Source organism: Actinomadura oligospora ATCC 43269 (assembly GCF_000518265.1).
Taxonomy (GTDB): Bacteria; Actinomycetota; Actinomycetes; order Streptosporangiales; family Streptosporangiaceae; genus Spirillospora; species Spirillospora oligospora.
This window is the reverse complement of record NZ_JADG01000013.1, coordinates 201,882-228,210: the sequence shown is the minus strand read 5'-3', so window position 1 is coordinate 228,210 and position 26,329 is coordinate 201,882. Positions and strand designations below refer to the sequence as shown.

29 protein-coding genes are annotated in these 26,329 nt (G+C 72.7%); 11 read left to right on the top strand and 18 right to left on the bottom strand.

Annotation, left to right across the window (positions count from 1 at the left end):
• Positions 1-24 precede the first annotated feature (24 nt).
• The 7 genes from P696_RS0123080 to P696_RS0123050 form a co-directional block, all read right to left on the bottom strand.
• Positions 25-1,452, bottom strand: a complete 1,428-nt coding sequence (locus P696_RS0123080; protein WP_026414198.1) for a leucine-rich repeat domain-containing protein — start codon at positions 1,450-1,452, stop codon at positions 25-27.
• Positions 1,453-1,509: 57 nt separating this feature from the next.
• Positions 1,510-2,454 (bottom strand): lysophospholipid acyltransferase family protein, encoded by a 945-nt coding sequence (locus P696_RS0123075; protein ID WP_051468025.1) that lies wholly within the window; start codon positions 2,452-2,454, stop codon positions 1,510-1,512.
• Positions 2,455-2,482: 28 nt separating this feature from the next.
• The gene (locus tag P696_RS47460; protein ID WP_051468024.1) at positions 2,483-3,484 is read right to left on the bottom strand and encodes an NAD-dependent epimerase/dehydratase family protein; all 1,002 of its coding nucleotides are present in this window, start codon (positions 3,482-3,484) and stop codon (positions 2,483-2,485) included.
• A gap of 47 nt (positions 3,485-3,531) precedes the next feature.
• Complete coding sequence (locus P696_RS54760) at positions 3,532-3,630, bottom strand: 30S ribosomal protein bS22 (protein ID WP_018654693.1); 99 nt, start codon at positions 3,628-3,630, stop codon at positions 3,532-3,534.
• 330 nt (positions 3,631-3,960) lie between these two features.
• Positions 3,961-4,164, bottom strand: a complete 204-nt coding sequence (locus P696_RS0123060; RefSeq protein WP_026414196.1) for a helix-turn-helix domain-containing protein — start codon at positions 4,162-4,164, stop codon at positions 3,961-3,963.
• A 336-nt stretch (positions 4,165-4,500) separates the two neighbouring features.
• Positions 4,501-5,397: a phosphatase gene (locus P696_RS0123055; protein WP_026414195.1), complete on the bottom strand. Its 897-nt coding sequence runs from the start codon at positions 5,395-5,397 to the stop codon at positions 4,501-4,503.
• Positions 5,398-5,416: 19 nt separating this feature from the next.
• Positions 5,417-6,625 carry an acetoin utilization protein AcuC gene (locus tag P696_RS0123050; RefSeq protein ID WP_026414194.1) on the bottom strand — a complete coding sequence of 403 codons (1,209 nt, stop codon included), beginning with the start codon at positions 6,623-6,625 and terminating at the stop codon, positions 5,417-5,419.
• Between the two features lie 182 nt (positions 6,626-6,807).
• Between P696_RS0123050 and P696_RS53685 the strand changes: the two genes are divergently transcribed.
• Positions 6,808-8,067: an alpha/beta hydrolase gene (locus P696_RS53685; protein ID WP_245627777.1), complete on the top strand. Its 1,260-nt coding sequence runs from the start codon at positions 6,808-6,810 to the stop codon at positions 8,065-8,067.
• Positions 8,068-8,134: 67 nt separating this feature from the next.
• Here P696_RS53685 and P696_RS47455 read toward each other — a convergent pair whose 3' ends face one another.
• The 7 genes from P696_RS47455 to P696_RS0123010 all read right to left on the bottom strand — a co-directional run bounded on the left by P696_RS47455 (position 8,135) and on the right by P696_RS0123010 (position 13,748).
• The gene (locus P696_RS47455) at positions 8,135-8,563 is read right to left on the bottom strand and encodes a hypothetical protein (RefSeq protein ID WP_034486309.1); all 429 of its coding nucleotides are present in this window, start codon (positions 8,561-8,563) and stop codon (positions 8,135-8,137) included.
• A gap of 72 nt (positions 8,564-8,635) precedes the next feature.
• Positions 8,636-9,430 carry a pyrroline-5-carboxylate reductase gene (gene proC, locus P696_RS0123035; protein WP_026414192.1) on the bottom strand — a complete coding sequence of 265 codons (795 nt, stop codon included), beginning with the start codon at positions 9,428-9,430 and terminating at the stop codon, positions 8,636-8,638.
• Between the two features lie 135 nt (positions 9,431-9,565).
• The gene (locus P696_RS0123030; RefSeq protein ID WP_026414191.1) at positions 9,566-10,486 is read right to left on the bottom strand and encodes a proline dehydrogenase family protein; all 921 of its coding nucleotides are present in this window, start codon (positions 10,484-10,486) and stop codon (positions 9,566-9,568) included.
• Positions 10,487-10,595: 109 nt separating this feature from the next.
• Entirely contained in the window at positions 10,596-11,354 is a 759-nt protein-coding gene (locus P696_RS0123025) for an ABC transporter permease (RefSeq protein ID WP_245627776.1), read from the bottom strand.
• Positions 11,351-12,082, bottom strand: coding sequence for an ABC transporter ATP-binding protein (locus tag P696_RS0123020; RefSeq protein ID WP_026414189.1), 732 nt, complete (start codon positions 12,080-12,082; stop codon positions 11,351-11,353). Before P696_RS0123020 ends, P696_RS0123025 begins: the two co-directional genes overlap by 4 nt.
• Before the next feature lie 143 nt (positions 12,083-12,225).
• A complete protein-coding gene (locus P696_RS0123015; protein WP_026414188.1) occupies positions 12,226-12,864 on the bottom strand; it encodes a TetR/AcrR family transcriptional regulator in 639 nt (212 codons plus the stop codon).
• Complete coding sequence (locus tag P696_RS0123010; protein WP_026414187.1) at positions 12,861-13,748, bottom strand: sugar phosphate isomerase/epimerase family protein; 888 nt, start codon at positions 13,746-13,748, stop codon at positions 12,861-12,863. Before P696_RS0123010 ends, P696_RS0123015 begins: the two co-directional genes overlap by 4 nt.
• A 163-nt stretch (positions 13,749-13,911) precedes the next feature.
• Between P696_RS0123010 and P696_RS0123005 the strand changes: the two genes are divergently transcribed.
• Positions 13,912-14,616, top strand: coding sequence for a class I SAM-dependent methyltransferase (locus P696_RS0123005; RefSeq protein ID WP_026414186.1), 705 nt, complete (start codon positions 13,912-13,914; stop codon positions 14,614-14,616).
• Positions 14,617-14,695: 79 nt separating this feature from the next.
• Positions 14,696-15,757, top strand: coding sequence for an alpha/beta fold hydrolase (locus P696_RS0123000; RefSeq protein WP_026414185.1), 1,062 nt, complete (start codon positions 14,696-14,698; stop codon positions 15,755-15,757).
• A gap of 181 nt (positions 15,758-15,938) precedes the next feature.
• Here P696_RS0123000 and P696_RS0122995 read toward each other — a convergent pair whose 3' ends face one another.
• The gene (locus P696_RS0122995; protein WP_026414184.1) at positions 15,939-16,793 is read right to left on the bottom strand and encodes an SGNH/GDSL hydrolase family protein; all 855 of its coding nucleotides are present in this window, start codon (positions 16,791-16,793) and stop codon (positions 15,939-15,941) included.
• Positions 16,794-16,972: 179 nt separating this feature from the next.
• On the opposite strand from P696_RS0122995, the gene radA reads away from it, so the two are divergent.
• Both radA and disA read left to right on the top strand, forming a co-directional pair.
• Positions 16,973-18,505: a DNA repair protein RadA gene (gene radA / locus P696_RS0122990; RefSeq protein WP_026414183.1), complete on the top strand. Its 1,533-nt coding sequence runs from the start codon at positions 16,973-16,975 to the stop codon at positions 18,503-18,505.
• A gap of 112 nt (positions 18,506-18,617) precedes the next feature.
• Positions 18,618-19,700, top strand: a complete 1,083-nt coding sequence (disA, locus tag P696_RS0122985) for a DNA integrity scanning diadenylate cyclase DisA (RefSeq protein ID WP_026414182.1) — start codon at positions 18,618-18,620, stop codon at positions 19,698-19,700.
• 126 nt (positions 19,701-19,826) lie between these two features.
• Here disA and P696_RS0122980 read toward each other — a convergent pair whose 3' ends face one another.
• Both P696_RS0122980 and P696_RS0122975 read right to left on the bottom strand, forming a co-directional pair.
• Positions 19,827-20,525, bottom strand: a complete 699-nt coding sequence (locus tag P696_RS0122980) for a B3/B4 domain-containing protein (RefSeq protein ID WP_026414181.1) — start codon at positions 20,523-20,525, stop codon at positions 19,827-19,829.
• Between the two features lie 103 nt (positions 20,526-20,628).
• A complete protein-coding gene (locus P696_RS0122975) occupies positions 20,629-21,321 on the bottom strand; it encodes a hypothetical protein (RefSeq protein WP_026414180.1) in 693 nt (230 codons plus the stop codon).
• A 66-nt stretch (positions 21,322-21,387) separates the two neighbouring features.
• Between P696_RS0122975 and P696_RS0122970 the strand changes: the two genes are divergently transcribed.
• Both P696_RS0122970 and P696_RS0122965 read left to right on the top strand, forming a co-directional pair.
• The gene (locus tag P696_RS0122970) at positions 21,388-22,257 is read left to right on the top strand and encodes an HhH-GPD family protein (protein WP_034486469.1); all 870 of its coding nucleotides are present in this window, start codon (positions 21,388-21,390) and stop codon (positions 22,255-22,257) included.
• Between the two features lie 126 nt (positions 22,258-22,383).
• Positions 22,384-23,265: a DNA-3-methyladenine glycosylase family protein gene (locus P696_RS0122965; RefSeq protein ID WP_026414178.1), complete on the top strand. Its 882-nt coding sequence runs from the start codon at positions 22,384-22,386 to the stop codon at positions 23,263-23,265.
• 49 nt (positions 23,266-23,314) lie between these two features.
• Here the strand turns inward: P696_RS0122965 and P696_RS0122960 are convergent, their stop codons facing one another.
• Positions 23,315-23,911, bottom strand: a complete 597-nt coding sequence (locus P696_RS0122960; protein WP_051468022.1) for a TetR/AcrR family transcriptional regulator — start codon at positions 23,909-23,911, stop codon at positions 23,315-23,317.
• Between the two features lie 85 nt (positions 23,912-23,996).
• On the opposite strand from P696_RS0122960, the gene P696_RS52840 reads away from it, so the two are divergent.
• The 4 genes from P696_RS52840 to P696_RS0122945 all read left to right on the top strand — a co-directional run bounded on the left by P696_RS52840 (position 23,997) and on the right by P696_RS0122945 (position 25,994).
• On the top strand, positions 23,997-24,395 hold the full coding sequence (locus tag P696_RS52840) for a nuclear transport factor 2 family protein (RefSeq protein ID WP_051468021.1): 399 nt from the start codon (positions 23,997-23,999) through the stop codon (positions 24,393-24,395).
• Positions 24,392-24,790: a nuclear transport factor 2 family protein gene (locus tag P696_RS52835; RefSeq protein ID WP_051468020.1), complete on the top strand. Its 399-nt coding sequence runs from the start codon at positions 24,392-24,394 to the stop codon at positions 24,788-24,790. The genes P696_RS52840 and P696_RS52835 overlap by 4 nt, the downstream gene beginning before the upstream one ends.
• A gap of 92 nt (positions 24,791-24,882) precedes the next feature.
• On the top strand, positions 24,883-25,554 hold the full coding sequence (locus tag P696_RS47445; RefSeq protein WP_051468019.1) for a DsbA family oxidoreductase: 672 nt from the start codon (positions 24,883-24,885) through the stop codon (positions 25,552-25,554).
• Positions 25,551-25,994, top strand: a complete 444-nt coding sequence (locus tag P696_RS0122945) for a VOC family protein (RefSeq protein WP_026414176.1) — start codon at positions 25,551-25,553, stop codon at positions 25,992-25,994. The genes P696_RS47445 and P696_RS0122945 overlap by 4 nt, the downstream gene beginning before the upstream one ends.
• The last annotated feature ends 335 nt before the right edge of the window (positions 25,995-26,329 follow it).

Genomic DNA, 26,329 nt, shown 5'->3' with positions numbered 1-26,329 from the left:
CATCCGCCGGAGAACCGCTCCGCCTCAGCGAAGTCTGAGCAGGCCGCGCGCTTCGAGGACGTCCAAGGACGCCTGCGGGATCGACGGGCAGAGGCCGACCTTGATCTCCTTGAGCACAGGCAGTTCGAGGACGTTCCCGACGTCGACGAGCGAGGCGCAGTCGAACAGGTCCAGCTGGTGGAGGGACGGCAGGTCCCCGAGATCGCCCAGGCCGCGGACGGCGTCGTTGTGCGTGATCTGAAGCCTCTCCAGGCCGCGGAGGCCGGAGAAGGAGCTCAGGTCGGTGACATGGTGGAGCGAGTTGAGGGTCAGCCGCCGAAGCGCCGGCATGGCGACCAGGGCACTGAAGTCGGTCATGTCGGTCGTTTTGTAGAGGTAGACCTCCTCCAGGGACGGATGCCCTTCGAGCCCGTCGAGCGACGTGAGCCCGCTGGCTCCGAAGATCGTGATCTTGGTCAGCGCGGGAAGCCCCGAGAGGGGCCGCAGGTCGGGGATCGGCGCGAACGGCAGGTCCAGCTCGGTCAGGTGGGGGTGATGACCGAGCCCGGCCAGGCTCTTCAGCCCCCTGGCGCCGCCGAGCGACAGCTTCCGCAGCGCGGGGAGCGCGTCGATGCCGTCCAGGCCGGTCAGGCGCGGGCAGTGCAGCCCGAACTCGACGAGGGAGTCGAGATCGCGCAGTCCCGCGAGCGAGTCGACCTCGGTTCCGGACAGGTTCAGTTCGGCCAGCTCGCGATGCCCGGACAGCGGGCTGAGATCCCGGACGGACCGGCAGTCGTACAGGTTGAGGGCCCGGAGCGAGGGAAACCCGGTCACGAACCCGGCGAGGCTGCTCACCCCGGTGTAGGACAGGTCGAGTCGCCGGAGGCTCCGCAGGCCGAACAGGACCGAGACGTCCGTGACGGCACGGCAGTGGCTGAGGTCCAGTTGCTCCAGCGCCCTCAGCCCGGCGAGCGGGGAGAGGTCGGATACCGTGCGGCAGTCGCTCAGATCCAGGCTCGTCAACGACGTCAGGCGGGCGAGCGGCGAGAGGTCGGTGAGGGCCGCGCCCTTCACGATGGTGAGTTCCTCGAGCCCGGCCAGTGCCGCCAGATCGGCGAGGTCCGTCAGCCTCTTGCTCTCGGTCAGCGTGAGCGACCGCAGGCTGGTCAGGTGCCGGACGCCCGCGAGGGACTCCGGTTTCCCCAGCTGCAGCGCGGTCCGTCCCTCCCGGACGAAGGCGGGCGCGAGAAGGAACTTCGCGAACGCGTCCGGATCGGGAGTCTTCAGCCAGAACCTGAGCAGCTTCTCGGACGGGACACGCGTGGCGGCGACGAACTCGCCCGCCAGCTCGAGCGCGTCGTCACCGCCCCAGTTGACGAGGTCCCGGATGAACTTCCAGGCCCGGGCGGGCGAAGCGGTCGTGACCTTGGCGCGCAGCGCGGTCAGATCGGGGGCGAGGGGATGGGATGCCATGCGCCCGCACGCTAGTGATCAGGCCCGACATCCGCCGGAGAACCAGCCGAACCGGGGTCAGAGGAAGGGGTGGCCCCGGCGGAGGAGGGTCTCGTAGAGCATCTGCTGGACGACCTCGCGAACGTGGTCGGTGAGGTTGAAGACCGTCATGGGGTCGTCGGCGGCCTCGGGGCCGTAGTCGGCGAGGGGCATGGGCTCGCCGAAACGGATCAGCCACTTGGACGGCAGGGGCACCAGGCCCGCGGCGCCCAGGAGGGGGAAGGTCGGGGTGATCGGGAAGTACGGGAGGCCGAGGAGGCGGGCGAGCGGCTTCAGGTCGGCGATCTTCGGATAGATCTCCTCGGCGCCGACGATGGCGCAGGGGATGATCGGGACGTCGGCGCGCAGGGCGGTCTCGACGAAGCCGCCGCGGCCGAAGCGCTGCAGCTTGTAGCGGTCGCCGTAGGGCTTGCCGATGCCCTTGAACCCCTCGGGGAAGACGCCGACCAGCTCGTCCTTGGCGAGGAGGCGGGCCGCGTCGGACGGGCAGGCGAGGGTGTGGCCCGCCTTGCGGGCCAGGTGGGCGAGCACCGGGACCTGGTAGACCAGGTCGGCTCCGAGGAGGCGGAGCGGGCGGTCCAGGTGGTCGTGGGTCGCGACCGACAGCATGATGCCGTCCAGTGGGACGGTGCCCGAGTGGTTGGCGACGATCAGCGCGCCGCCCTTGGCGGGGACGTTCTCCAGCCCCAGCAGCTCGACGCGGAACCAGTGCTCGTACAGGGCGCGGAAGGCCGGGAGCAGGACGGACGCGTTGAGGTCGGGGTCGAAGCCGAACTCGTCGACCTCGTAGTCGCCGGTCAGGCGGCGGCGCAGGAAGGACAGGCCGGACGCGAGGGCGTGTTCCACCGGGTTCCGGTCACGCGGCGAAGGCGGAGGCGGCGAGGGATCGGCGGCGTCCGGACGGATCGGGATGACGCGCGCGCCGTCCACCTCGTCGAAGGGCTCCTGGTGGTGGGCGTCCATGCCGCGTCACTCCTCCCTCGCCGAACGGTCAGTCGCGTCCGATCACCGATGCCAGCCGGTCGAGCAGGACGCCGCGTCCGCGCCCGGAGACGTGGTCGGCGAACGCCTCCTCCGAACCGTACTTGGGACGCCAGGACAGCTCGGCGGCGAGCCTGGAGGTGTCGAGGACGCGCCCGTGCATGAGCCAGCGCAGCAGCTCGGGGGAGAACGCGGGCATGCCGCCGAAGCGGCGGCCGAGCTCGCCGAAGGCGGCGATGGACTGGGCCGGGACGGGGACGTACGGACGGCCCGCGCGGCGGAGCGCCTGCGACAGCAGCAGGACGCCGTCGCCCGCGACGTTGAAGCGGCCGGGATGGTCCTCCACGGTCATCCGGCGCAGCACCTCGACCCCGTCGTCGGTGTGCAGGAACTGGAGCCGGGGGTCGAACCCCAGCACCGTCGGGACGACGGGCATGGCGAGGTACCGGGTGAGCGGGGAGTCGACTCCCGGGCCCAGGAAGTTGGCGAAGCGCAGCACCGACACCGTCAGGTCGGAGCGCCGCCGGGTCAGCCCCCGGACGTAGCCCTCCACCTCGGCGGTGTCCTTGGCGAACCCGTGCGCGGGCGCCTCGACCGCCTCGTCCTCCTCGGTGAAGACCGCCGGGTCCCGTGGTGAGGAGCCGTACACCGCCGCCGACGACCGCACGACGAGCTTGCGCATGTCGGGCGAGCGCTGGCAGGCCGCCAGCAGCTGCATCGTCCCGATGACGTTCAGCTCCTTGGCCTTCGCCCGCGGCCCGGCCTGGCCGGTGACCAGGCTGAGATGGACCACCGTGTCCACCCCGGCGGACGAGATGACCCTGGCGATGCCGGGCGTGCGGATGTCCACCCGCACGAACTCGGTGCGACCCAGCGACGTCGTCGGCGGAACCGTGTCCACGCCGATGACGCGCTCGATGCCCGGGTCTGCCTGGAGGGTGTTCGCGACCCGCGCCCCCAGGAAACGGGAGACGCCCGTCACGAGGACGACACGGGCCGCGGTGGAGGGCATGGAGGACACTGTGCGCCCCACCCCTTACGGCTGTGTGGCCGGCGTCTTTACTTCTTGTTACGACGCTGGATGCGCGTCTTCTTGAGCAGCTTGCGGTGCTTCTTCTTAGCCATCCGCTTGCGGCGCTTCTTGATGACAGAGCCCACGGGACCTCGCTCGGCGTATCGGGTGCGGTACAGGGAACGGGCCATGTCACGAGGTGGGTCGCGACCGGCGAGCCACCTTGTGCGCATGGTCCGTCGCCCAAGGGTACCGCTGAGCCGAAGCCGGTCCGTCCAGGGACCGCCCGCTCCCCGGTCGCCGCCCGTCCGCGGCCCGGTCGTCACGCCTTCGCAGGTCCGGACGCGTGACCGGCGCGTCACCCGCCGGCGGCGCGCACGGGACGAGGGCGGAACGAGGACAGGACGAGGGCAGGACGGCCGGGGCCCGCGGGGCTCCGGCCGTCCTTGTCGTCGTCTTCCCCGATCGGTGCCCCGCTATCCGGCTTCGATGAACGCGTCGCGCAGATAGTCGTGTACAGCCTGTTCGGGAACACGGAACGAACGTCCCACGCGGATCGCGGGGAGTTCGCCCGAGTGGACGAGGCGGTAGACGGTCATCTTGGACACCCGCATCACCGCCGCCACTTCGGCGACGGTCAGGAACCTGACCTCGCTGAGAGGTCGCTCGCCTGAGCTCATCGGACGCCCTCTTCCACACGTGCCGCGCACCGGCCCTTTGGGTGACTTTGATCACGCACGTGTACTTCCCCCAGCGTAAATCGTGTACCGACAGTCGCAAGAGGGGAGTTCCACCCATTTGCACCACCCGACCTGACGCCGGGGCCACAGTGCTGTTCCGGACGGAGCGCCATCAGGATGGCACCGAGCGTGCAACGATCACGGCCGGAATCGGCGAACCATGCATTGACCTGCGACTCCGCCGAACGACGAGGTCCCGGCCGTCCCATCGGTCCCAGGAGTCCCCCGCGTCACACGGGGTGACTCTCGGTCATCACGAAATCCGCGATCCGGGCCTCACGCCAGCCCCGCGCGCTCCAGCAGATAGGCGGTCATCGGGGCATAGTGGTGCGGCGATACGCCGTCGTCGAGCGGCACGACGACCTGGATCTTTCCTTCGGCGGCCCCGGCGAAGAGCGCGGGATCGTTACAGTCAGCGAATCCGACGGTGTCGACGCCCGCCTGGCCCGCCGCGCCCGCCCATCCGTGGTCGGCGATGGCCAGATCCGGCCAAAGAGAAGGTTTAGCCCCCACGAAACCGTCCGAAGCGATATCGGTGCCTCCCCCGGCGGTGCCGATCAGCCCGCCATCGGGCCCGGCGTGGTCGGCGGACCCGCCCCGGAGTTCGGCGAGCATCGCCTCCATGGGGGCGGCGTCGTGGGTGTGCTGGGTGCTCCCGGCGTCGTCCTGCACCGATGCGACGCCTTCCGGCGTGTAGACGATGGCGCGGGTCTCGGTGACGCCGTATCGCTCGATCTCGTACGTCCAGCCCCGTGCGGGGGTCAGGACGCGGCAGCCCCGGTCGGCCAGGGCCTGCGCGACGGCCTGGTAGACCGGCGTGAGCGTGGCCGGGTGCCCGGTCGCCAGCAGGACGGTCTCGCGGCGGCGCGCGGCGAGACCGATCCGGTCGCCCATCGCCTCCAGCGCGTCGAGGGTCAGCTCGGGGTCGATGGTGTCGTCCCCGTAGATGTGCAGCGGGTTCGGGTCGACGCCGCAGAGCTCCACCATCGTGGCCAGGACGTCCCGCTCGCTCCAGCGCTTGGACAGCCGCAGCCCGAAGAGGTAGTAGGGGTTGCGCGCGGCCATCCGCCGGTAGTGCAGCAGGTTGTTCTGGCGGGGCGTCGCGACGTCCCCGGCGATCATGGTCTGGAGGAGGTGGGCGCGCAGTTCGGCGCGGGTGGGGGCGTCCGCCATCAGTGGTCCAGTTCCGCCATCAGAGGTCCAGCATGGGGTCGAGGCCGTGTTCGGGGAAGACCGCGCGGCGGGTGGCCATGATCGCCTGGTCGACAGGGTTGGCCGGGTCCATGCCGTCCGACCAGGGGCGGAACTCGACGGTCTGGTGGCCGTCGGTCATCCTGCGGGGCGCGATCTCGTCGGTGCGGAGCCGGACGAGCTCGCGCCAGGCGTCGGGGGTCGCGGTGTCCGGCGGGACGGGGCGTCCGGCGGCCTCGGCGATCAGGTGCGTCCAGGCGCGCGGGACGACCTGGACGAGTTCGTAGCCGCCTCCGCCGGTCGCGAGCCAGCGTCCGTCCGCGACCTCGTGGGCGAGCCGGTGCAGCATGGCGTACGCGGTGCGCTGGCCGTCCACGGTGAGGATCAGGTGGGCGAGCGGGTCGAGGGCGTGGGTGTCCGCGCCGTGCTGGGTGACCAGGACCTGCGGCCGGAACGCGCGCAGCAGGGACGGGACGGTCGCGTCGAAGGCCCGCAGCCAGAGCGCGTCGCCGGTGCCGGGCGGCAGGGCCACGTTCACGGCCGTGCCCGCCGCGCCGCCTCCGCCGGTCTCGTTCGGGAAGCCGGTGCCGGGGAACAGCGTGCGCGGCGTCTCGTGGAGGCTGATCGTCAGGACGCGCGGGTCGTCGTAGAACGCGGCCTGGACGCCGTCGCCGTGGTGGACGTCGACGTCCACGTAGGCGACGCGCTCGGCGCCGTTCTCCAGCAGCCACGCGATCGCGATCGCCGGGTCGTTGTAGACGCAGAAGCCGCTCGCGGCCCCCGCGAGCGCGTGATGCAGCCCGCCGGACACGTTCACCGCGTGCCCGGTCTCACCGCGCCAGACCGCCCGGGCCCCCGCCACCGACGCGCCCGCGACCAGCGCGGACGCCTCGTGCATGCCGAGGAAGACGGGGTTGTCGTCGGTGCCGAGGCCGTGCCGGGGGTCCGGAAGGCCGGTCTCGCCCGCGTGCCGGACGGCCGCGACGTACGCCTCCTCGTGGACCAGGCGGAGCACCTTGTCGTCCGCCGCCTCGAACCCGGCGACCCGCACACCCGCGCCGGACAGGACGCCGAGCTCGCGGGCCAGCGCGATCGTCAGCTCGACCCGGACGGGGTTCATGGGGTGCCCGGGGCCGAAGTCATAGGAGGTGAGGCGTTCGTCCCAGAAGACCGTGAGGTCGCACTCGCCGGAGGCCGAGGGGCTGGTCATGGGCCCCACGGTAGCGCCACGCCGACCCGCCGGAACCATCCGGGACGGAGGCCGGTGATCGACCCTCCGCGTCCGGACGACTCCGGAAACATGACCCGACCTCCGCGAATGTCCCCTGGCCGCGACAAAGTTGTGGCGTGAACTACCCCACATTTCGGGCATTGAGGTAACACAGCCGAAACATGACGAGCGGGGTGCTCATGGACCCGATGCCACCCTCCCCGCGTCCGGCAGAGGAGACCCCTCTGCCGACGCCGACTCCCCTGCCCACCCCCGCGCCCGCGCCCCTGGCTCCTTCAGCGGCCGTGCCCGCGCCCGACGATCCGGAGCGCTGGACGCACGACCGCGGCCCCAGCATCCGCAGCCGGGCCATCTCGCGAGCCCTCTACCTCGGGCTGCGGCCGTTCATCCACCGCGTCCCGGGCCATGCCGTGAGCCTCCGCGCGGCCCGGTCGACCGTGGACGCGGCGTCCCTCCTCATGCGCGCGGGACAGCGCGCCCGCGTGCTCCCCCTGGTCGACCCGCGCGTCGAGACCGGCGAGGACGCGCCGCCCATCGTCGGCGAATGGGTCGTCAGCCGCGACTCCGAGACGGCGCGGGGCGCATCCGGGCCGTCCGCACAGGGCGCGGGCGGGCCATCGGCGCAGAGTGTGCGTGGGCCGGCGCAGGGTGCGGGCGGGCTGGCGCAGGGTGCGGGCGGGCCGCTGGCGCAGGGTGTGCGTGGGGCGATCCTCTATCTGCACGGGGGCGGGTATGTGGTGTGTTCGCCTCGGACGCACCGTCCGATCACCTCGCGGCTCGCCGTCGAGACCGGGTTGCCCGTGCTCGCCCCGCACTACCGGATGGCCCCCGAGCACCCGTTCCCCGCGCCGCTCGAGGACGCCGTCGCCGCGTACCGGTGGCTGCTGGACCGGGGCGTGCCCGCGTCCGGGATCGTCCTCGCCGGGGACTCGGCGGGCGGCCACCTGGCCGCGTCGCTGACCGGCGAGATCCTGCGGACCGGGCTGCCGCGCCCGGCCGGGACCCTCCTCTTCTCCCCCTGGGTGGATCTGACCTGCGAGTTGTCCACACGGGAACAGCGGGTCGCGCGCGACCCGTACATCAGCGCGTCCACGGCCCACCGGATCGCGCGCCTGGTGGTGGGGCCCGGCGGGTTCGACGATCCGCGGCTCGCGCTGCTCGGCCGCACGTGGCGGGACGCGCCGCCGTTCCTCGTCCAGGTCGGCGGCGCGGAGGTGCTGCGTCCCGAGGCCGAGGCGCTCGCGGACGTCCTGACCGGCGCGGGCGTGGACTGCGAGCTCCAGGTCTGGACGGGCCAGATGCACGTCTTCCAGATCCTCAACCGGATGCTGCCCGAGGCCGGAGCCGCGATGAGCGAGGCCGCGAGGTTCGTGGCCCGCGTGACGGCGTCCGCCCCCGTCCCGGCGTCGGCCGTGGCCTGACGCCGGGACGTCCCCCCAACGGGCGGGCCCTCCCCGGGTGTGCCGGGTGCCCGAGGCGCCCCCGGGGTCAGCGGACGCGCTCGGGCACGCGGCGTTCCACGGCCGGGCGCTCCCGCCGGCCGACGGTCAGCAGCCCGGCCAGCGCGGCGAGCGCGGCCACGCCCTCGCCGGCGACCGACTGCGTCTTCTGGGCGTACCAGACCGGATCGTGCATGTTCGGGATCGGTCCGAGCGTGCCGACGTCCACGGAGAAATAGAGGAGGAGCGCGCCGATCGCGCTCGCCGCGACGAACAGGGCGAGGGCGTACGTCCAGCGACGCGCGTGCGCCAGGACGAGCAGTCCGGCGGTCCCGGCCACGACGGCCTGGACGTAGAAGATCGTGTCGGCGTGGATCGTTCCGCCCGGCACGTATTTCATCTGCGGCGCGAACCGCCAGTGCACCACCGCGTCCACGGCGAGCCCGGCGGCCACGAGTACGCGAAGCACAAGTCCCATGCCCTTTACACGGAAGAAGAGGTCGTTCGGCTCAATCCCGCGAGAACGACAAAGGAACCCGTGGACCGGCGGTCAGCCCGCGGCCAGCTCGCGACCGCGGTTGCGGGCCGCCTCGATCGCCTCGAGGACGGCCGCCCGGACGCCGTGCTTCTCCAGTTCCCGGATCGCGGCGATGGTCGTCCCGCCCGGCGAGGTCACGGCCTCACGCAGCAGGACGGGGTGCTCGCCGGAGTCGCGCAGCATGATCGCCGCGCCGACGGCCGACTGGATCACCATCTCCAGCGCCGCGGCGCGCGGCATGCCGAGCAGGATGCCCGCGTCCACCATGGCCTCGACCAGGTAGTAGAAGTAGGCCGGGCCGCTGCCGGACAGGGCGGTCGCGCCGTCCTGGAGGGACTCGGGGATGCGCAGCACCTTGCCGACCGGGCTGAGCAGCTCCTCGGCGAGCTTGAGGTGGGTCTCCCCCGCGTGCGAGCCGGGCGAGATCACGCTCATCGCCTCGTCCACGTGGACGGGGGTGTTCGACATGACCCGGACGACCGGGACGCCCTCGCCCAGCCGCTCCTCGACGTACCCCGACGTGATGCCCGCCGCCATCGAGATCACCAGCGTCCCGGCCGGGACGTGCGGCCCGATCTCGTCCAGCAGGGCGCCCATGTCCTGCGGCTTCACCGCGAGGACGAGCACGTCCGCGGTCTTGGCGGCCTCCCGGTTGGAGACCGTCTCGACGCCGTACCGCTCGCGCAGCAGCGCGGCGCGCTCCTCGCGGCGGGCGGTGGCCCTCAGCTCGGACGGCCGGCGCCCGGCCCGCAGGACGCCGGACAGCAGCGCCTCGCCCATCTTGCCCGCACCGAGAATCGCGATCATTGTGCACACCTAGCCATGGGACGTCGGGGAACGCGTCCCAGCGTAGCGAGCGCCGTCAGGCCCCCGACGGCCGCCGGTCGGGACCGGGGACGGGCACAGGTCGAACCCTGGGCGGGGCGCCGGGCGGGCCGCCGGTCAGGATCGTCCGGCCATGGACCGGAAGAGGAAGCCCAGGTTGGCGGGCTTCTCGGCGAGGCGGCGCATGAAGTAGGCGTACCACTCGCGGCCGAATGCCGTGTAGACGCGGACCCGCGCGCCCTCGTCCGCCAGCCGCCGCTGCTCCTGCGGCCGGATCCCGTAGAGCATCTGGTACTCGAAGCCGGACTCGTCCCGGTCGTGCAGCGCGGCGAGCGCGCCCGCGATCTCGATCAGCCGCGGGTCGTGGGTGGCGAGCATCGGGTAGCCCTGGCCCGCCATCAGCACCCGCATGCACCGGACGAACGACTTGTCGATCTCGACCGTGTCGGTGAACGCCACCGACTCCGGCGCGCTGTAGGCCCCCTTGCACAGCCGGACGCGCGAGCCCTCGTGGGCCAGCTCGGCGCAGTGCTCCTCGGCGCGCCGCAGGTAGGACTGGATCGCGACGCCCGTCTCCGGGTACTCGCGCCGCAGCTCGGCGAGGATGCGCAGGGTCACGTCGACCGTCTCGTACTCCTCCATGTCGAGCGTGACGGTCGTGCCCGCGTCGCTGGCGGCGGCGCAGACCCGGCGGGCGTTGGCCAGGGCGAGCGACTCGTCCAGGGCCAGGCCGACGGCGCTGAGCTTGAGGGACACCTCGGCGCTGTCGGCGAGCCCCTCCTGGCCGATCCGGACGAGCAGCTCGGCGTAGTCGTCGACGTTCGCGTCGGCCCGGTCGGTGTCGAGGGTGTCCTCGCCCAGCGCGTCCAGGCTGACCAGAAGGCCCTCCTCGGCGAGTTCGGCGGTGACGCGCAGCGCGTCGTCGGTCGTCTCGCCCGCGACGAAGCGCCGCACGACGCGGCGGCTGCCGGGCGCGGTCTCCATGAGCTTGCGCGCGGCGCGGCTGCGCGAGGCGGCCAGCAGAGCCTGACGGAGCACGGGTCTGTCCTTCCGGATGAGCGGGACGGCGTCTTCCACGTCCCGCGTCGTCCAAGGTCATACCCACCATCGCGGAACGATCACGACCCCGTTCCGCGAGTCTCGCAGGTCAGCCGGTGCGGCGGCGCAGGGTGGCCGCGCCGAGCGCCAGGGAACCGAGGGTGAAGGCGGCGATCACCAGGACGTCCCGGAGGAGCGCGCCGGAGAAGGACGGCTCGCGCGACACCCGCTGCATGGCGTCCACCGCGTAGGACAGCGGCAGGACGTCCGAGATCACCCGCAGCCAGGTCGCCATGCTGTCGCGCGGGATCAGCAACCCGCACAGCAGCACCTGCGGCAGGACGAACGCGGGCATGAACTGGACGGCCTGGAACTCGGTCCGCGCGAAGGCGCTGGCGAACAGGCCGGTGGCCATGCCGAGCAGCGCGTCCAGGACGGCGACCAGCACCAGCGACCAGACCGAGCCCTGGAGGTCGAGACCGAGCCAGGACAGCGAGATCACCAGGACGACGCCGACCTGCGCCAGCGACAGCAGGCCGAACGCGAGGGCGTAGCCGAGCAGGAAGTCCAGCTTGCCGGTGGGCGTGGTCATCAGGCGTTCGAGCGTGCCGCCGGTGCGCTCGCGCAGGGTGCCGACCGAGGTCACCACGAACATGATGATGAACGGGAACAGGCCGAGCAGCATCGGCCCGATCCGGTCGAAGAGCGCCGGTTCGTCGAACACGTACCGGAGCAGGATCATCAGCACGCTGGGCACGCCGATCAGCAGGCCGAGGGTGCGGTGGTCGTGCCTGAGCTGGGCGAGGATGCGCCGGGTGGTGGCCACGGTGATCGCCGGGCTCAGGACGGGACTCATGCCGGAACTCATGCCGGGCTCTCCGCTCGCTCGTGGATCAGGTGCAGGAACGCGGCGTCCAGGTCGGCCGCCCCGGTGCGCTCGGTCAGCTCGCGGGGCGTGGCGTCCGCGAGGATCTCGCCCTCGCGCATGAGCAGGAGCCGGTCGGTGCGGCCCGCCTCGTCCATGACGTGGCTGGACACCACCAGCGTCGTCCCGCGCCCGGAGAGCTCGCGGAACAGCGCCCACAGCTCCTCGCGCAGGACGGGGTCGAGGCCGACGGTCGGCTCGTCCAGGACCAGGAGCTCGGGGTCGCCGAGCAGCGCGGCGGCCAGGTTCGCGCGGTTCAGCTGGCCTCCGGACAGCGTCCCGACCACCTGGTCACGGCTCCCGCCGAGGCCGACCTCCTCGATGACGCGGTCGGCGTCGGTGCGCGGCGCGCCGAGCACCGCGCCGAAGTACCGCATGTTCTCCCGGACGGACAGGTCGGCGTAGACGGCCGGGATCTGCGTCGAGTACCCGACCCGCCGCCGCAGTCCCCGGGACCCGGCGGGCTCGCCGAGCACCCTGACCGTCCCCGCCTGGACGATCTGGACGCCGACCAGGCAGCGCATCAGCGTGGTCTTGCCGCATCCGCTCGGCCCGACGAGGCCGAGGACCGATCCGCGCGGCGCCTCGAACGACAGGTCGCGGAGCACGGTCTTGCCGCCGCGGACGACCCGGAGGCCCGCGACCTCGACGGCCGGCACAGAACTCATCATGTGTTGAATTTACGTCCGCGCCGCGCCGAGGTCAAGAACCACGGGGGGACGCCCGCCGGAATCCGGACGGGCGTCGGGGGGCCGGTTGCCAGGCATCGGGGGCCGGGCGTCGGACGTCGGCGAGGAGAGGGCGGGCCGGGAGGTCAGCCGTCGAGGTAGCGCTGGAGGGTCGGGGCGACCAGGTCGACCAGCTCCTCCGGGGAGGCGGAGGCCAGCGGCTCCACCCGGATCACGTGCCGGACGATCATCACGCCGACCAGCTGGCCGACCGCGGCCTGCAGCCGCAGCAGGGGGACCTCGCGGGCGGCGGCGACCCGGTCCAGCAGCGCCGAGGTGACGAACTCGCGCATCAGCGTGGCGGCCCGCTCGTTGGTCATCGCGCTGCGGAGCATCGCCACGATCGGGGCGCGCTTGTCCGGGTCCTCCCAGATCGCTATGAATTCGCGGGCGAACTGCTCGCCGAGCCGGTCCGGATCACCGGCCATGACCTTCGGGAGCAGCTCGGCCGGGTTCACCGGGAAGCGCATCGCCGCGACGAACACGCCCTCCTTGCTGCCGAAATAGTGGTGGACGAGCGCCGGGTCGACCCCCGCCGCACGCGCGATGGCGCGCAGCGACGCGCCGTCGAACCCCTTCTCGGCGAACATGTCGCGGGCGGCGGCGAGGATCTGCTCGCGCGTGTCGGTCCGTCCGGTGGGACGCCCCGGCGCGCGCCGCCCCGCCCCGGACGCCTCGACCGACGAGGCCGAGGAGGTCGGGGAGGCCGAGGAGCCGTCGGTCATCGGCCGCCCGCCCGGCGGGAGACCTCGCCGCTGGCGCTGACCTCCCAGGTGCGGTGGGCGGCGGCGAGGTGCAGGCGGGCGAAGGCGAGCGCCTCGGCCAGGTCCTCCATGCGCTCGGCGCGGCTGGACGCGCGGCGCGTGTTGACCTCCAGGACGATCTGACCGCCGAAGCCGTCCTCGGCCAGCTTCTCCAGGACCGGGCCGCAGGGCTGGTTGCCGCGTCCCGGGACGAGGTGCTCGTCCTTGTTGGTGACGCCGAGGCCGTCGGCCAGGTGGACGTGCCGGAGCCGGTCGCCGAGCTGGACGGCCATGTCGAGCGCGTCCGACTTGGACACCGCCGTGTGCGAGAGATCGAGCGTGACGTGCGGGTACGGCTGGTCGACGGGGTTCCAGTCGGGCGCGTACAGGCCCGCCTCGGCGCCCCGCGCCTTCAGCGGGAACATGTTCTCGACCGCGAAGTGGACGTCCGTCTCGTCCTGCATGCGGGTGATTCCGTCGATGAAGTCGCGCGCGTACTCGCGCTGCCAGCGGAACGGCGGGTGGACGACCACGACGTCGGCCCCGAGCTGCTCGGCGACCTCCTTGGACCGGACGAGCTTGCCCCACGGCTCACGGCCCCAGACCCGCTGGGTGAGCAGCAGGCAGGGCGCGTGGATCGACCTGATCGGCACCTGGTGGTACTCCGACAGGCGGCGCAGGACGTTGAGATCCTGCGAGGACGCGTCGGTGGAGACCATGACCTCCACGCCGTCGTACCCGAGCAGGGCGGCGATCTCGAAGGCGCTCGGCGCCTTCTCCGGATACACCGACGCGGTGGACAGCGTGATCGGCGCGTCCGGCACGCGGATCGCCGGAGCTGCGGTGCCGTTGTGCTGCGGGGTCAAGGCTCCCTCGCCGTCTCGGTTCGCACGGTCTCCCGGCCGGCGGGCGACGTCGGCGCCGCCGGGTGCGTTCGTCGCAAGCCTATGCGCCAGCGCCCCGCCCTCAACCCCCCGGTGCCGCGCGCCCGGCGTTTCCCGACCTCAGCGCCCGACTACCCTCTGCTGCGTGGTCGAGATCGCACCGGGCGCCGTGCCCAGTCCCAACATCTGGAACTCCCCCTCGGTCTACGAGATCGAGAACCGCGCCGTCGACCCGGACGGCCTGATCGAGGCGTCGATGCGGAAGATCGCCCCGTGGGCGGGCCGCACCGTCCTCGATCTCGGCTGCGGCACCGGCTTCCACCTGCCCCGGTTCGCCGTCGAGGCGTCCCGGGTGGTGGGCGTCGAGCCGCACGCGGGTCTCGCCGCCGCGGCCCGCCGCCGCGTCCAGGACCTCGCCAACGTGACCGTCCGGGTGGGCGCGGCCCAGGCCCTGCCCCTGCCGGACGCGTCGGTCGACGTCGTCCACGTCCGCTGGGCCTACTTCTTCGGGCCGGGCTGCGAACCGGGCCTGGCGGAGCTGGAGCGGGTCGTCCGGCGCGGCGGGACGATCTTCATCGTGGACAACGACGCCACCCGCTCCACCTTCGGCGGCTGGTTCCGGCGCGGGCTGCCGTCGTACGACCCGTCCGGCGTCGAGCGCTTCTGGACGCGCCGGGGATTCCAGCGGGAGCCGCTCATGATCCGCTGGGAGTTCCAGAGCCGCGCCGACCTCGCGGCCGTCCTGCGGATCGAGTTCCCCGAGAGGCTCGCCGCCGCCTTCGAGCGCGAGCACGAGGGCCTCACGGTGGACTACGCCGTCAACCTCTGGTGGCGCACAACTGACTGGTAGGTCACAACCCCTTCCGTCTACTGGACGGCCTGTACAACAATTGCTCCCGCCCGCCGCCCCTCCGGCCCCAGGGAGACCGATGCGCAGCGCCGTCAGCACCACCCTCACCGCGACCGCCGTCGGCGCGGGCTCGGCCGTGCTCCTCGGCGGAGCCGGGATCGCCGCGCAGCGCCGCGCCGTCCGCCGCCTCCGCGACCGTCCCGACCCGCACGCCGCCGAGCCGTTCGGCTCCCTGCGCGGCCGTCCCACCCCGGTCCGCGCGTCCGACGGCACCCGCCTGTACGCCGAGGTGGACGGCGAGGACCGCACGGACCTCGCGATCGTCTTCTCGCACGGCTGGACCCTCTCCCAGGACTCCTGGCACTTCCAGCGCCGCGCCCTGCGCGGCCTCGGCCGCCTGGTGTTCTGGGACCAGCGCGGGCACGGCCGCTCCGACGGCGGCGCCCGCGACGACTACGGCCTGCCCCGCCTCGCCCACGACCTCGCCGACGTGATCGAGCAGACCGTCCCGGCGGGCACCCCGGTCGTCCTCGTCGGCCACTCCATGGGCGGCATGACCATCCAGCGCCTCGCCGACGAGTACCCCCACCTGCTCGGCGACCGCGTCGTCGCCGCCGCCCTCTGCAACACCTCGTCCGGCGGCCTCGGCGAGATCACCCTGGGCCTGCCCGCCCTGGCGGCCCGCCTGACCCGGCGGACCCTCCCCCGCACCCTGCGCCTGGCCGGCGTGGGCTCGTCCCTCATCGAGAAGGTCCGCCACCTCGGCCGCGACGGCGTCCTGCTCTTCGAGGACCACGCCGCCTTCGGCCCGGACGCCAGCCCCTCCGCCGTCGCGTTCGCCGAGCAGATGGCCGCCGACACCCGCATGGAGGCCGTCCTCGACTTCCTGCACTCGATGATCACCCACGACGTCATCTCCGACTGCGCCCACCTCGGCCGGATCGAGACCCTCGTCCTCGGCGCCGAACACGACCTCCTCACCCCGGTCGGCCACACCCTCCGCCTCGCGGCCCGCATCCCCACCGCCCGCCTCGAAGTCCTCGCCGACGCCGGCCACATGGCCATGCTCGAACGCCCCGCCACCGTCTCCGACCACCTGGGCGACCTCATAGCCCGAACCCACAAGAACCTCGGTCTCTAGGGCGTGTCTCGAAGTCGGCGTCCGTGGCGAGCGGCGTCCGGGTGCGTGCATCGTGGGGGCGGAGGAGGGAGTCGGCCCGGGTTTGGCCGTCGACCGACGACAACCCCACGAGGTGCGCGCCTGGGCGTCGCGCAGTAGGGCAGGTGGCTTCGAGACACGCCCTGAGTCCCGGCGACGCCGCTCAGGTGTTGATGGTGGCGTCGAGGGTTGAGCGGATGCGGGTGGCGATGTGTCGCATGCCCGCCTTGTTGGGGTGGGCCGGGGCGGCCTTGTGGGACGGGAGGAGGCCCTCCACCCAGCGGGAGCGGGACGGCGCGCAGGCGTCGTGGCCCTCGGTGCCCTTGTAGGTGTCGACGAAGGTGGCGTTGTTGGCGGCGGCCGCGGCGGCGAGCATGGCGTTCAGGTGGCGCTCGGCCGTGTTCAGGTAGGGGACGTCGCCGGTGGACAGCGGGACCTTGGGCCAGCAGCCGACGCCGTCGGGCAGAAGGCGCATGTAGCCGACCACCAGGACGCGCGCGTGCGGGGCGCGCGCGTGGATCCGCCGGAGAACGTCCCCGATCTTCGGCGCGGTGTCCTTGATGCGTTTGTCGAGGGTCGCGCCGTAGTGGGTGGAGCAGGGCGCGCCCATCGGGGACAGGAGGCTGTCGGCGGCGCAGGCGACGAGGACCTTGGTGAAGCCCACGTCGTTGCCGCCGATGCCGAGGGTCACCAGGTCGGTGTCGCGGGTGACCGAGTCGATCTGGGGCGGGTTGACGCCGGTCGTGGTCGGCTGCCGGTGGGTCATGTCGACGGTCTCGGCGCCGGTGCAGCTCACGTCCGTGAGGGTCGCCTTCAGGGACGCGGCGACCAGGGACGGATAGTTGTGGTCCGAGCGCAGGCAGCCGAGCAGGCCGTGCGCCCTCGGGATCAGCGGGCCGGCGGTGAAGGAGTCGCCGAGCGCCGCGTACCGGAGGCCGGTCGACCGTCCGGCGGCGACGGCGGGCAGGGGCGTGGCGGCGGTCATCGTCAGCGCGAGTGTGGTCGCGAGTCTGCGCATGTCCCCGGGTCCTTTCGCGGCGGATCCGTGAGCCGGCGCTCGCGGCCGGGCTCCCGGACGTCACGGTAGGGGCTCGCGAGCGGAAGGTCATCGGCCGGACACGCGAGGTGACCGAAATCTGACCTGGTCGGGACGGGGGCCGGGGCTTTCTGTCGGTGGCGGGCCGTACGCTTCGGCGCATGGCGAAGGCGAAGACCGCGCGGGCGGCCTACCACTGCGGCGAGTGCGGGTGGCAGACGTCCAAGTGGGTGGGACGGTGCGGTGAGTGCCAGGCGTGGGGCACGATCGTCGAGGCGGCGTCCGCCACACCCGCGCGGGTCGTCGCGGCCGGGCCGGTGTCGGCTCCGGCGCGTCCGATCGGGCAGGTGGACGTGCGGTCCGCGCGCACCCGTCCCACCGGGCTGGACGAGCTCGACCGGGTGCTCGGCGGCGGCATCGTGCCGGGGGCCGTGCTGCTGCTGGCGGGCGAGCCCGGCATCGGCAAGTCCACGCTGCTGCTGGAGGTCGCGGCGCTCGCGTCCGCTCCGGCGCTCGCGAACGTCCCGCCGCAGGCCCGCACGGGGCAGGGGTCCGCGCAGGATCCGCTGGCCCCCGTCCGAGCCGGAGCCACAGGCGGCGCGGACGACGGGGCGGGCGATGGGAAGCGTGAGCGGACGCCCGTCCTGTACGTGACCGGGGAGGAGTCGGCCGAGCAGGTGCGGCTGCGGGCCGACCGGGTCGGCGCGATCACCGACGACCTGTACCTGGCCGCCGAGACCGAGCTGTCGGCGATCCTCGGGCACATCGACGCGGTCGAGCCGGTCCTGCTGGTCGTCGACTCGATCCAGACGATCGGGACGTCCGAGGTGGACGGCGCCCCCGGCGGCGTCACCCAGATCCGCGAGGTCGCCGCCAACCTGATCCGGGTCGCCAAGGAGCGCGGCATCACGGTCGTGCTGGTCGGGCACGTCACCAAGGAGGGCGCGATCGCCGGGCCCCGGCTGCTCGAGCACCTCGTCGACGTCGTCCTGTACTTCGAGGGCGACCGGCACAGCCGCCTGCGCATGATCCGCGCCGTCAAGAACCGGTACGGCCCGACCGACGAGCTGGGCTGCTTCGACCTGTCCGAAGTCGGCCTCGTCGGCCTGCCCGACCCGTCCGGGCTGTTCCTCACCCGCCGCGAGGAGCCGGTGCCCGGCACCTGCGTCACGGTCACGCTCGAGGGACGGCGTCCGCTGGTCGCCGAGGTGCAGGCGCTGGTCGCCAAGTCGCACCTGCCGTCCCCGCGCCGCGCGCACTCCGGGCTGGACGCCTCGCGCGTCGCGATGGTGCTGGCCGTCCTCGCGCAGCGCTGCAAGATCTCCATGCACGAGCAGGACGTGTACGTCTCCACGGTCGGCGGGGTGCGGCTGTCCGAGACGTCCGTCGACCTCGCGATGGCCCTCGCCGTCGCCGGGTCGACCGTCGAGCAGTCGCTGTCGTCCACGCTGGTCGCGCTCGGCGAGGTCGGGCTCGCGGGCGAGGTGCGGGTGGTGCCGGGCGTCCAGCGGCGGCTGGCCGAGGCCGCGCGGCTCGGGTTCAAGCACGCGGTGGTGCCGCGCGGGTCGCTGGAGCTCGGCGACGGCTCCCCGCTCAGGCGCGCCGACCCCCTGCTCAGCGATTTCGAGGGTATGAAGGTGATGGAGGTGGACAGCCTGACCCAGGCGCTCCAGGTGTCCTTCACGGCCCCCTGACCCGTCCGCCCCGCCGACCAGTTCCGTGCGCGTCACGCTTGCGACCAGGGGAGGAGCCGTCCGCCCGGCCCTCTCGGTAAACTGACGCCGGTAAGCGACCTCCGGGGGCCAGGTGCCAGCAATCGACAAGGGTCATGACGAACGACGCCGCGCGACGCTCGCCGCGGTGGCCCCGGGCACCCAGATCCGGGACGGTCTGGAGCGCATCCTGCGCGGCCACACCGGCGGGCTGATCGTGCTCGGCTACGACGCGCAGGTCAGTGAGATCTGCACCGGCGGCTTCGAGCTGGACGTGGAGTTCTCCGCGACCCGGCTGCGCGAGCTCGCCAAGATGGACGGTGCGATCGTCATCGACGACAGCCGCGGCCGGATCGTCCGCGCCGCCGTTCACCTCGTGCCCGACTCCACGATCCCGACCGAGGAGTCCGGCACCCGGCACCGCACGGCCGAACGGGTCGCGCGGCAGACCGGCCGTCCGGTGATCTCGGTGAGCCAGTCGATGAACATCATCGCGCTCTACCTGGACGGCGTCCGCTACGTCCTGGAGGACTCGGCGGCCATCCTGTCCAAGGCGAACCAGGCGCTCGCCACACTCGAACGCTACAAGCTGCGCCTGGACGAGGTGTCCGGCACGCTCTCCGCGCTCGAGATCGAGGACCTGGTCACCGTCCGGGACGTGTCCGCGGTGGTGCAGCGGCTGGAGATGGTCCGCCGGATCGCCGACGAGATCGAGGGCTACGTCGTCGAGCTCGGCACCGACGGGCGGCTGCTGTCGCTCCAGCTCGACGAGCTGGTCTCCGGCGTGGACGTCGACCGCGAGCTGATCGTCCGCGACTACCCGTCCGCCACGGCCCGCGCGGTCGGGGTCGAGACGGTGCTCGCGAACCTCGACGTGCTCTCGGCGAACGAGTTGCTCGACCTGACCACGGTCGCCGAGGTGATGGGCTTCGCCGGGCCGGACGCACTCGACCTGCCCGTCTCCCCGAAGGGCTACCGGCTGCTGGCGAAGGTGCCGCGGCTGCCGAGCCTGGTCGTGGAGCGCCTGGTCGAGCACTTCGGCGGCCTGCAGAAGCTGCTCGCCGCGTCCATCGACGACCTGCAGGCCGTCGGCGGCGTCGGCGAGTCCCGCGCCCGCAGCGTCCGCGAGGGCCTGTCCCGCCTCGCCGAGTCCTCCATCCTCGAACGCTACGTCTGACCACCCGCCCCGGCCGCCTCCCAAACGGCCGGGGCGAACGGTCACGGCCCGGGCCCTGGCGGTGGCCGCCCAGGCGACCCGACCGGATCAGTGGTCGACGCTCGGGCCAAGAGGCCGAGGCATGGGTCAGAAGTCGAGGCGCGGGCTGGAGGCGGTGACGCGGGCGGTCGCCGGGCGCACCGGCCAGAGGCCGGCGATCTCGTCGGCGAGCGTCGCGACCAGTTTCGGCACGTCCGACACCGCCGTCTCGTGCATGGCCTCGGCGACGATCAGGACCGAACGCGTCCCGGGGCGGACGGCCGAAAGACCGCTCTGGCGGTTCGTCCAGCGACGGGCGTGCGCACGGCCCGCCTCGTCGGCGTAGGTGACCTCGCCCGGCGCGGGGTGCTCGATCGTGCCGCCGAAGGTCTCGTACTCCTCCGTGCCGTCCGCCGGACGGACCGTGAGTCCACCGGTCACGGTCGCCAGGTCGAGCGCGGCGACCGGGATCGCGAACGCCGCCGACACCGCGTTGCACAGGTCCACCAGCGGGTGGACGACGGGCAGCGAACCCTCTTTCCGGACGCGCCGCAGCAGCGCCTCGGACGCGCACCGGTACTGCGTCGGCTTGAGGCCCATCGCGGCGAACGTCCGCCGCCAGGCTCTGATCTCGGGGAGTTCGGCCTCCTGGCCCGCTTCGGCGAGCCGGGCCAGGGCGACGGCGGTGTGGTCCGCGACGCGGGCGTTCACGTCGGTGTCCGGCGTGATGCCGTCCGCGACGACGACGGTCCCGGCGACCAGGTCAGGGTGGTCGGCCCAGAGGTTCGGCGAGTGCTGGAAGTACATGGTCCCCCGTCCGGTGTGATGGTCGGGGGACCACCCTGCCGTCGCGACGGTCCTCTGGACAGGGCCAACCGCGTCCCGTTCCAGAGGACCAATCCGGCAGGCGTCAGCGGAGGTGGAAGACCTGCTTCTGGGGTTTGACCTGGTCGGCCTTCAGGGCCGCGACGTAGGTGCCGGGCAGGGCCTTGTCGCGCCTGCCCGAGCAGTCGGCCCCGGAGCGCCTGCGGTCCCAGGTCACCGTGGTCACGTACGGAATGCCGCGCCGCAGCGTCTGCACGGACGCCCCGGACCCGCCGTCGCACACCGACGCCGACCACACCCTGTCCGAGCCGGACGTGATGCGGACGTCCAGGCTGCGCGTCCCGACGTCGTAGCGGCAGGTGCGCTGCCCCGTGTTGACCACGGTGAGGCGGAACGACGGCCGCGCGTCACCGGTGAAGCTGTCACCGCTGGAGGCGAAGTTCACCACCACGTCGCGCGGCGCGCACGCGTCGCCGTCCTTCGGGGCGGGCTTCTTGGGGGGCAGGGTGACCTTGGAGGTCGTGGTGACGGTGACCGTGGGCGCCGGGACGGGCACGCCGGGCGTGGCGGACGGCGAGGGCGTCGCCGATCCGACCCCGGCGACGCTCTGCAGCGGCGGCTTCTTCGTGTCGCCGCCGCCCACGCCGCCGAACGCGCCGCAGGCCCAGGCGGTCAGGCCGACCATGCCCAGCACGCCGGCGAGCGCGATCGCCCGCCGCCGCCAGTACTGGTCGATCCCCCACTCTTCCTCTGGATCACGTTCAGTATCCGCGTCCATGCGGACAGTATGCATATGGGGATCGTCCGGGACGTGGCGACCCGCCGTGCCACAATGCACCTCGTCATGCGGAAGTTCACCGACCCGATCCTGGCCTGGTACGACGCGAACGCCCGGGACCTGCCCTGGCGGGCGCCGGGCGCGACCCCCTGGGGCGTCCTGGTCAGCGAGATCATGTTGCAGCAGACGCCGGTGGTCCGGGTCCTCCCGGTCTGGCACACCTGGCTGGAGCGCTGGCCGACGCCCGCCGCGCTCGCGGCCGAGCCGTCCGGGGAGGCCGTGCGCGCCTGGGGACGGCTCGGCTACCCGCGCCGCGCGCTGCGGCTGCACGCGGCGGCGCAGGCGATCGTGGACCGGCACGGCGGCGTGGTCCCGGACTCCCACGAGGCCCTCCTCGACCTGCCCGGAATCGGCTCCTACACGGCGGCGGCCGTCGCGAGCTTCGCCTTCGGGCAGCGGCACGCGGTGCTGGACACCAACGTCCGGCGCGTCCTGGCGCGGATGGTCGACGGCGTCGAGTACCCGCCCAAGTCGCAGACCCGAGCCGAGGTCACGACGGCCGAGTCGCTGCTCCCCCTGGACCCGCCGACCGCCGCGCGCTGGTCGGTGGCGGTCATGGAGCTGGGCGCGCTGGTCTGCACGGCCCGCTCGCCGCGCTGCGTGGACTGCCCGGTCCTCGACCGGTGCGAGTGGCAGGCGCGGGGCCGTCCCGCCTACGACGGACCGCCGCGTCGCGGCCAGTCCTATGCGGGCACCGACCGGCAGTGCCGTGGCCGCCTGCTCGCCGTCCTGCGCGACGCGCACGGCCCGGTCGGCAAGCCCGCCCTGGACGTGGTGTGGTCGGACGCCATCCAGCGCGAACGCGCCCTCGACGGCCTGATCTCGGACGGCCTCGTCGACCCCCTCGACGACGGCCGCTACGCCCTCCCCGGCTGATCCCCCGACACCCCGGCCGATCCGGCAGGCCCGCTCCAGCTGATCCGGGGCGCGTGCGGCCGGAATGTCAGAGCGCGGATTTAGGATGCACGCAGATCATCTTCGCGCAGGCATAGAGAGGGCGTCATGACCACGTTCACGTTTCCGGCCGTCCCGCCGTTCGACTTCGCGCCGCAGCTGCGCTTCCTGTCCGGGTTCCGGCCGGCCGCCGGGCAGCAGCGGGTGGACGGCGGGACGCTCACCCGGGCCCTGCGCGCGGGCGGGCGCACGTTCGCCGTCCGGCTGACGGCGCTGCCGGACGGCGAAGGCCTGCGCTGCGACCTGCGGTTCGACGGGCCGCCGCCTTCGAACGAGGAGGTCGCGGAGGTGCGACGGCAGATCACGTCCTGGCTCAGCCTGGACGACGACCTCAGCGGCTTCTACGAGATCGGCCGCCGCGACCCCGGCTTCGCGCCGGTGATCGACCGGCTGCACGGCTATCACCAGGTCAAGTTCCCGACGCCGCTGGAGAACGCCGTCTGGGCGATCCTGTCGCAGCGCACGGCGCTGCCCGTCGCCGCGAAGGAGAAGCAGGCCCTCGCCGAGGCCTTCGACAACGTCCTGACCGTCGACGACGTCCCGTACCGGGCGTTTCCGGACGTCGAGCAGCTGGCCTCCCTTCCCGCCGGACGCATCGCCGAGCTCGTCGGCAACCTCCGCAAGGGCCAGTACCTGGACGGCACCGTCCGCGCGTGGCTCGACCTCGACGAGGACCACCTGCGCACGGCCCCCTTCGAGGAGGCCAAGGACGTCCTGCTGAACCTCCCCGGCATCGGCCCCTGGTCGGCCGCCTTCATCCTGATCAGGGGCTTCGGCCGGATGGACGAGGTGCCGGACGAGAAGCAGTTCGTCACGGCCGCGTCCCGCGTCTACGGCCGTCCGCTCACCGCCGCCGACGTACGGAAACTCGGCGAGCCGTACGGTCCGTGGGCCGGGTACTGGGCCCACTACCTCCGCATCGCCGCCTGACACGGCACGCCGCTCGACGCGGGCGCCCTGGCTAGGACTTCGTCGCCGTTCAGGAGGAGTGGCCGCGGAGGCCGTCGAAGACCACGTCGAGGACGCGCCCGCGCATGAGGACGTCCAGGTTCCCGGTGGCCTGGGACGTCCCGGCGAGGAGGGCCATCACCTCGCCGAGGCCGACGTCCGCGCGCACGGCCCCGGCCTCCTGTGCGCGCGCGAGCAGAACACCCAGCGCCCCCCGCAGCTCTTGCCTCACCTCGTCGCCACTGGCGTGAAGGTCGATGCCCGCGCCGGTCAGCTCGGCGGAGACGGCGTTCTTGGTGGCCGATTCGCCCACGACGAGCTGGAAGAAGTCGAAGAACGCGCCGCCGGGGTCGGGCGACTCCGTCCGGAGCCTCGCCTGCTCGGCGAACCCGGCCAGGATCTCGCCGAGGACGGCCTCCAGCAGCGACTCCTTGGTCGGGAAGTGCCGGAACACCGTGCCGATGCCGACCCCGGCACGCCGGGCGACCTCCTCGGTGGACGCCCCGGTACCGCGCTCGGCGAAGACCTCCCTGGCCGCGACCAGCACTTTCGCCCGGTTGCGCGCGGCGTCCGCACGCAGCGGCTTCACGGGGACAGCGGGCTTTTCGGGCGTGGGCTCGGCACCCATCGCACCTCCTGGATTGACAAGCGGAGTGATGACTCCATATTTTGAAATCGGAGTGAGCACTCCGATTCTACGACGGGAGCGCAGCATGCCCAGCCCGAAAGAGGTCTTCCTGCGGGTGGTCGAGAGCCTGGCCGCCAAGAAGGTCGATGACCTGCACCTCCTCTACGCCGAGGACGCGGTCGTCAGCCACCCGTTCACCCATCCGGAGTCCCGGTTCGAGGGCCGCGAGGCCCTGCGCGAGCACTTCGCCCAGGTGCCGGGCATGCCGTTCGAGATGACGGTCCGCGACGTCGTCGTCCACGAGACGTCCGATCCCGAGGTGATCGTCGCCGAGTTCGCCTACGACGGCCGCAACACCGGCACCGGAGCCCGCTTCACCGTCCCGAACATCTTCGTGATGCGCATCCGGGACGGCCTGATCGTCGAGGCGCGCGACTACGCCCACCACCGGGCGTTCAGCGCGGCGATGGAAGCCCGCTCATGACCCCGCGCGAGACCTTCGACCGCCTGTCCCAGGGCATTTCCGACGGCCGGTGGGGCGAGCTGGCCGCCCTCTACGCCGAGGACGCGGTGGTCGAGCAGCCGTTCGTCATGCCCCTGGCCCCGTCGCGCATCGAGGGCCGGGCCGCCCTCGCCGCGCACTTCGCGAAGGCCGCCCAGGGGCCGTTCCGGCTCCGTGTGGAGAACGTGGTCGTCCACGAGACGTCCGACCCCGAGGTGATCGCCGCCGAGTTCGGCTACGCCGGTGAGCTGACCGCCACGGGCGCCGGGTTCGCGATGGGCAACATCCAGGTGCTGCGGGTCCGGGACGGGCTGATCGTCTACAGCCGCGACTACCACGACCACGCCGCGCTGGAGCGGGCCTTGGGGGCCTCATGATCCGACCGCCCGTCCGACCGGCGGAAATGCCGCGCGGTGAGGAGGTGTTGCCCTTGGAGTAAGTCTCCTCTCCCAAGCTGAAGGGCCCCTCCGTGCGCGTCGACATCTGGACCGACATCGTCTGCCCCTGGTGCTACATCGGACAGGCGCGCTTCGACGCGGCGCTGGCCGGGTTCGAACACCGTGACGAGATCGAGGTCGTCCAGCACTCCTACGAGCTCGCCCCGGACCTCTCCCCCGCCGAGTCCGGGCGCGTGCTGGAGATGCTGATGGACAAGTACGGCATGTCGCGCGAGCAGGCCGAGGAGGCCGAGGCGCGGGTCTCGGGACTCGCCGAGGCCGAGGGCCTGCCCTACACGTCGGACCGCGCGAACGGCAACACCTTCGACGCGCACCGCCTGCTGCACCTCGCCGCCGAGCGCGGGCTCGGCGACGAGCTCCGGCACGCGCTGTACCGGGCGAACTTCGGCGGCGAGGGTTCCGTCTTCGGCGCGGACGCGCTGACCGAGGTCGCCACCGGCGTCGGGCTGGACGCCGCCGAGGTCCGTTCCGTCCTCGCGGGCGACGCCTACGCCGACGCCGTCCGCGAGGACGAGCAGACCGCGGCCCGCATCGGCGTCCGCGGCGTGCCCTTCTTCGTCCTGGACGGCAAGTACGGCATCAGCGGCGCCCAGGAGACCTCCACCTTCACCGAGGCCCTCACCCAGGTCTGGCAGGGGCTCCACCCGCAGGCGAGGAAGACGGCCGGGGACGCCCAGGCATGAGTGAGGGGGCGTGGCCCGCGCACCTGGACGTCGGGGCGGTGCGGTTCGCACGCCCGACCGCGCGCTATGACGAGGTCCTGGCGTTCTACCGGGACGACCTGGAGCTGCCCGTCCTGGCGGCCTGGCGCGATCACGACGGGTACGACGGCGTGGTCTTCGGCCTGCCCGGGACGCCCGTCCAGATGGAGATCACGCAGCACGGCACCCCGCCGGTGATCCCGGAGCCGCATCCGGAGAACCAACTCGTGCTGTACCTGCGCGGCCCCGAGGCACGAGACGCGGCCGTCGCCCGTCTGACGGCCCGCGGCCACCAGCCCGTCGCACCCGCGAACCCTTACTGGGAACGCCACGGAGCAGCCGTCTTCACCGACCCGGACGGCTGGATCCTCATCCTCGCCCCCTGGATCTTCGGCACAACTCCCCCACCCACCCCCGCCTGACGCCACCCAATCCGGCATCCCTCCCCCAAGCCCCCCGCCCGACACCTTGCCTGTCTGACGGCCTGCGCCTGCCCGCCTGACGCCGCCTTGAGGTCCTCTCTGCCCGCCCCTCCCTGAGGGGGCCTTGGACGGCCCCTTGAGCACCGCGCGTCCGGTAGGCGGCATCTGAACCCCCCACGCCTCCTGAACCCTCACCGGCTCGGCAGGCGCGCGCCCGCCCCGCCGTCCGCCCCGCCTGACGACGCCCTCTCCGCCCTGCCGGGCCTCGCCCGACGCGACACCCGGGCCCGCTGGGCTTGGGGGACGGGCTGGTCGGGCACGCGGGCCTGGCTGGT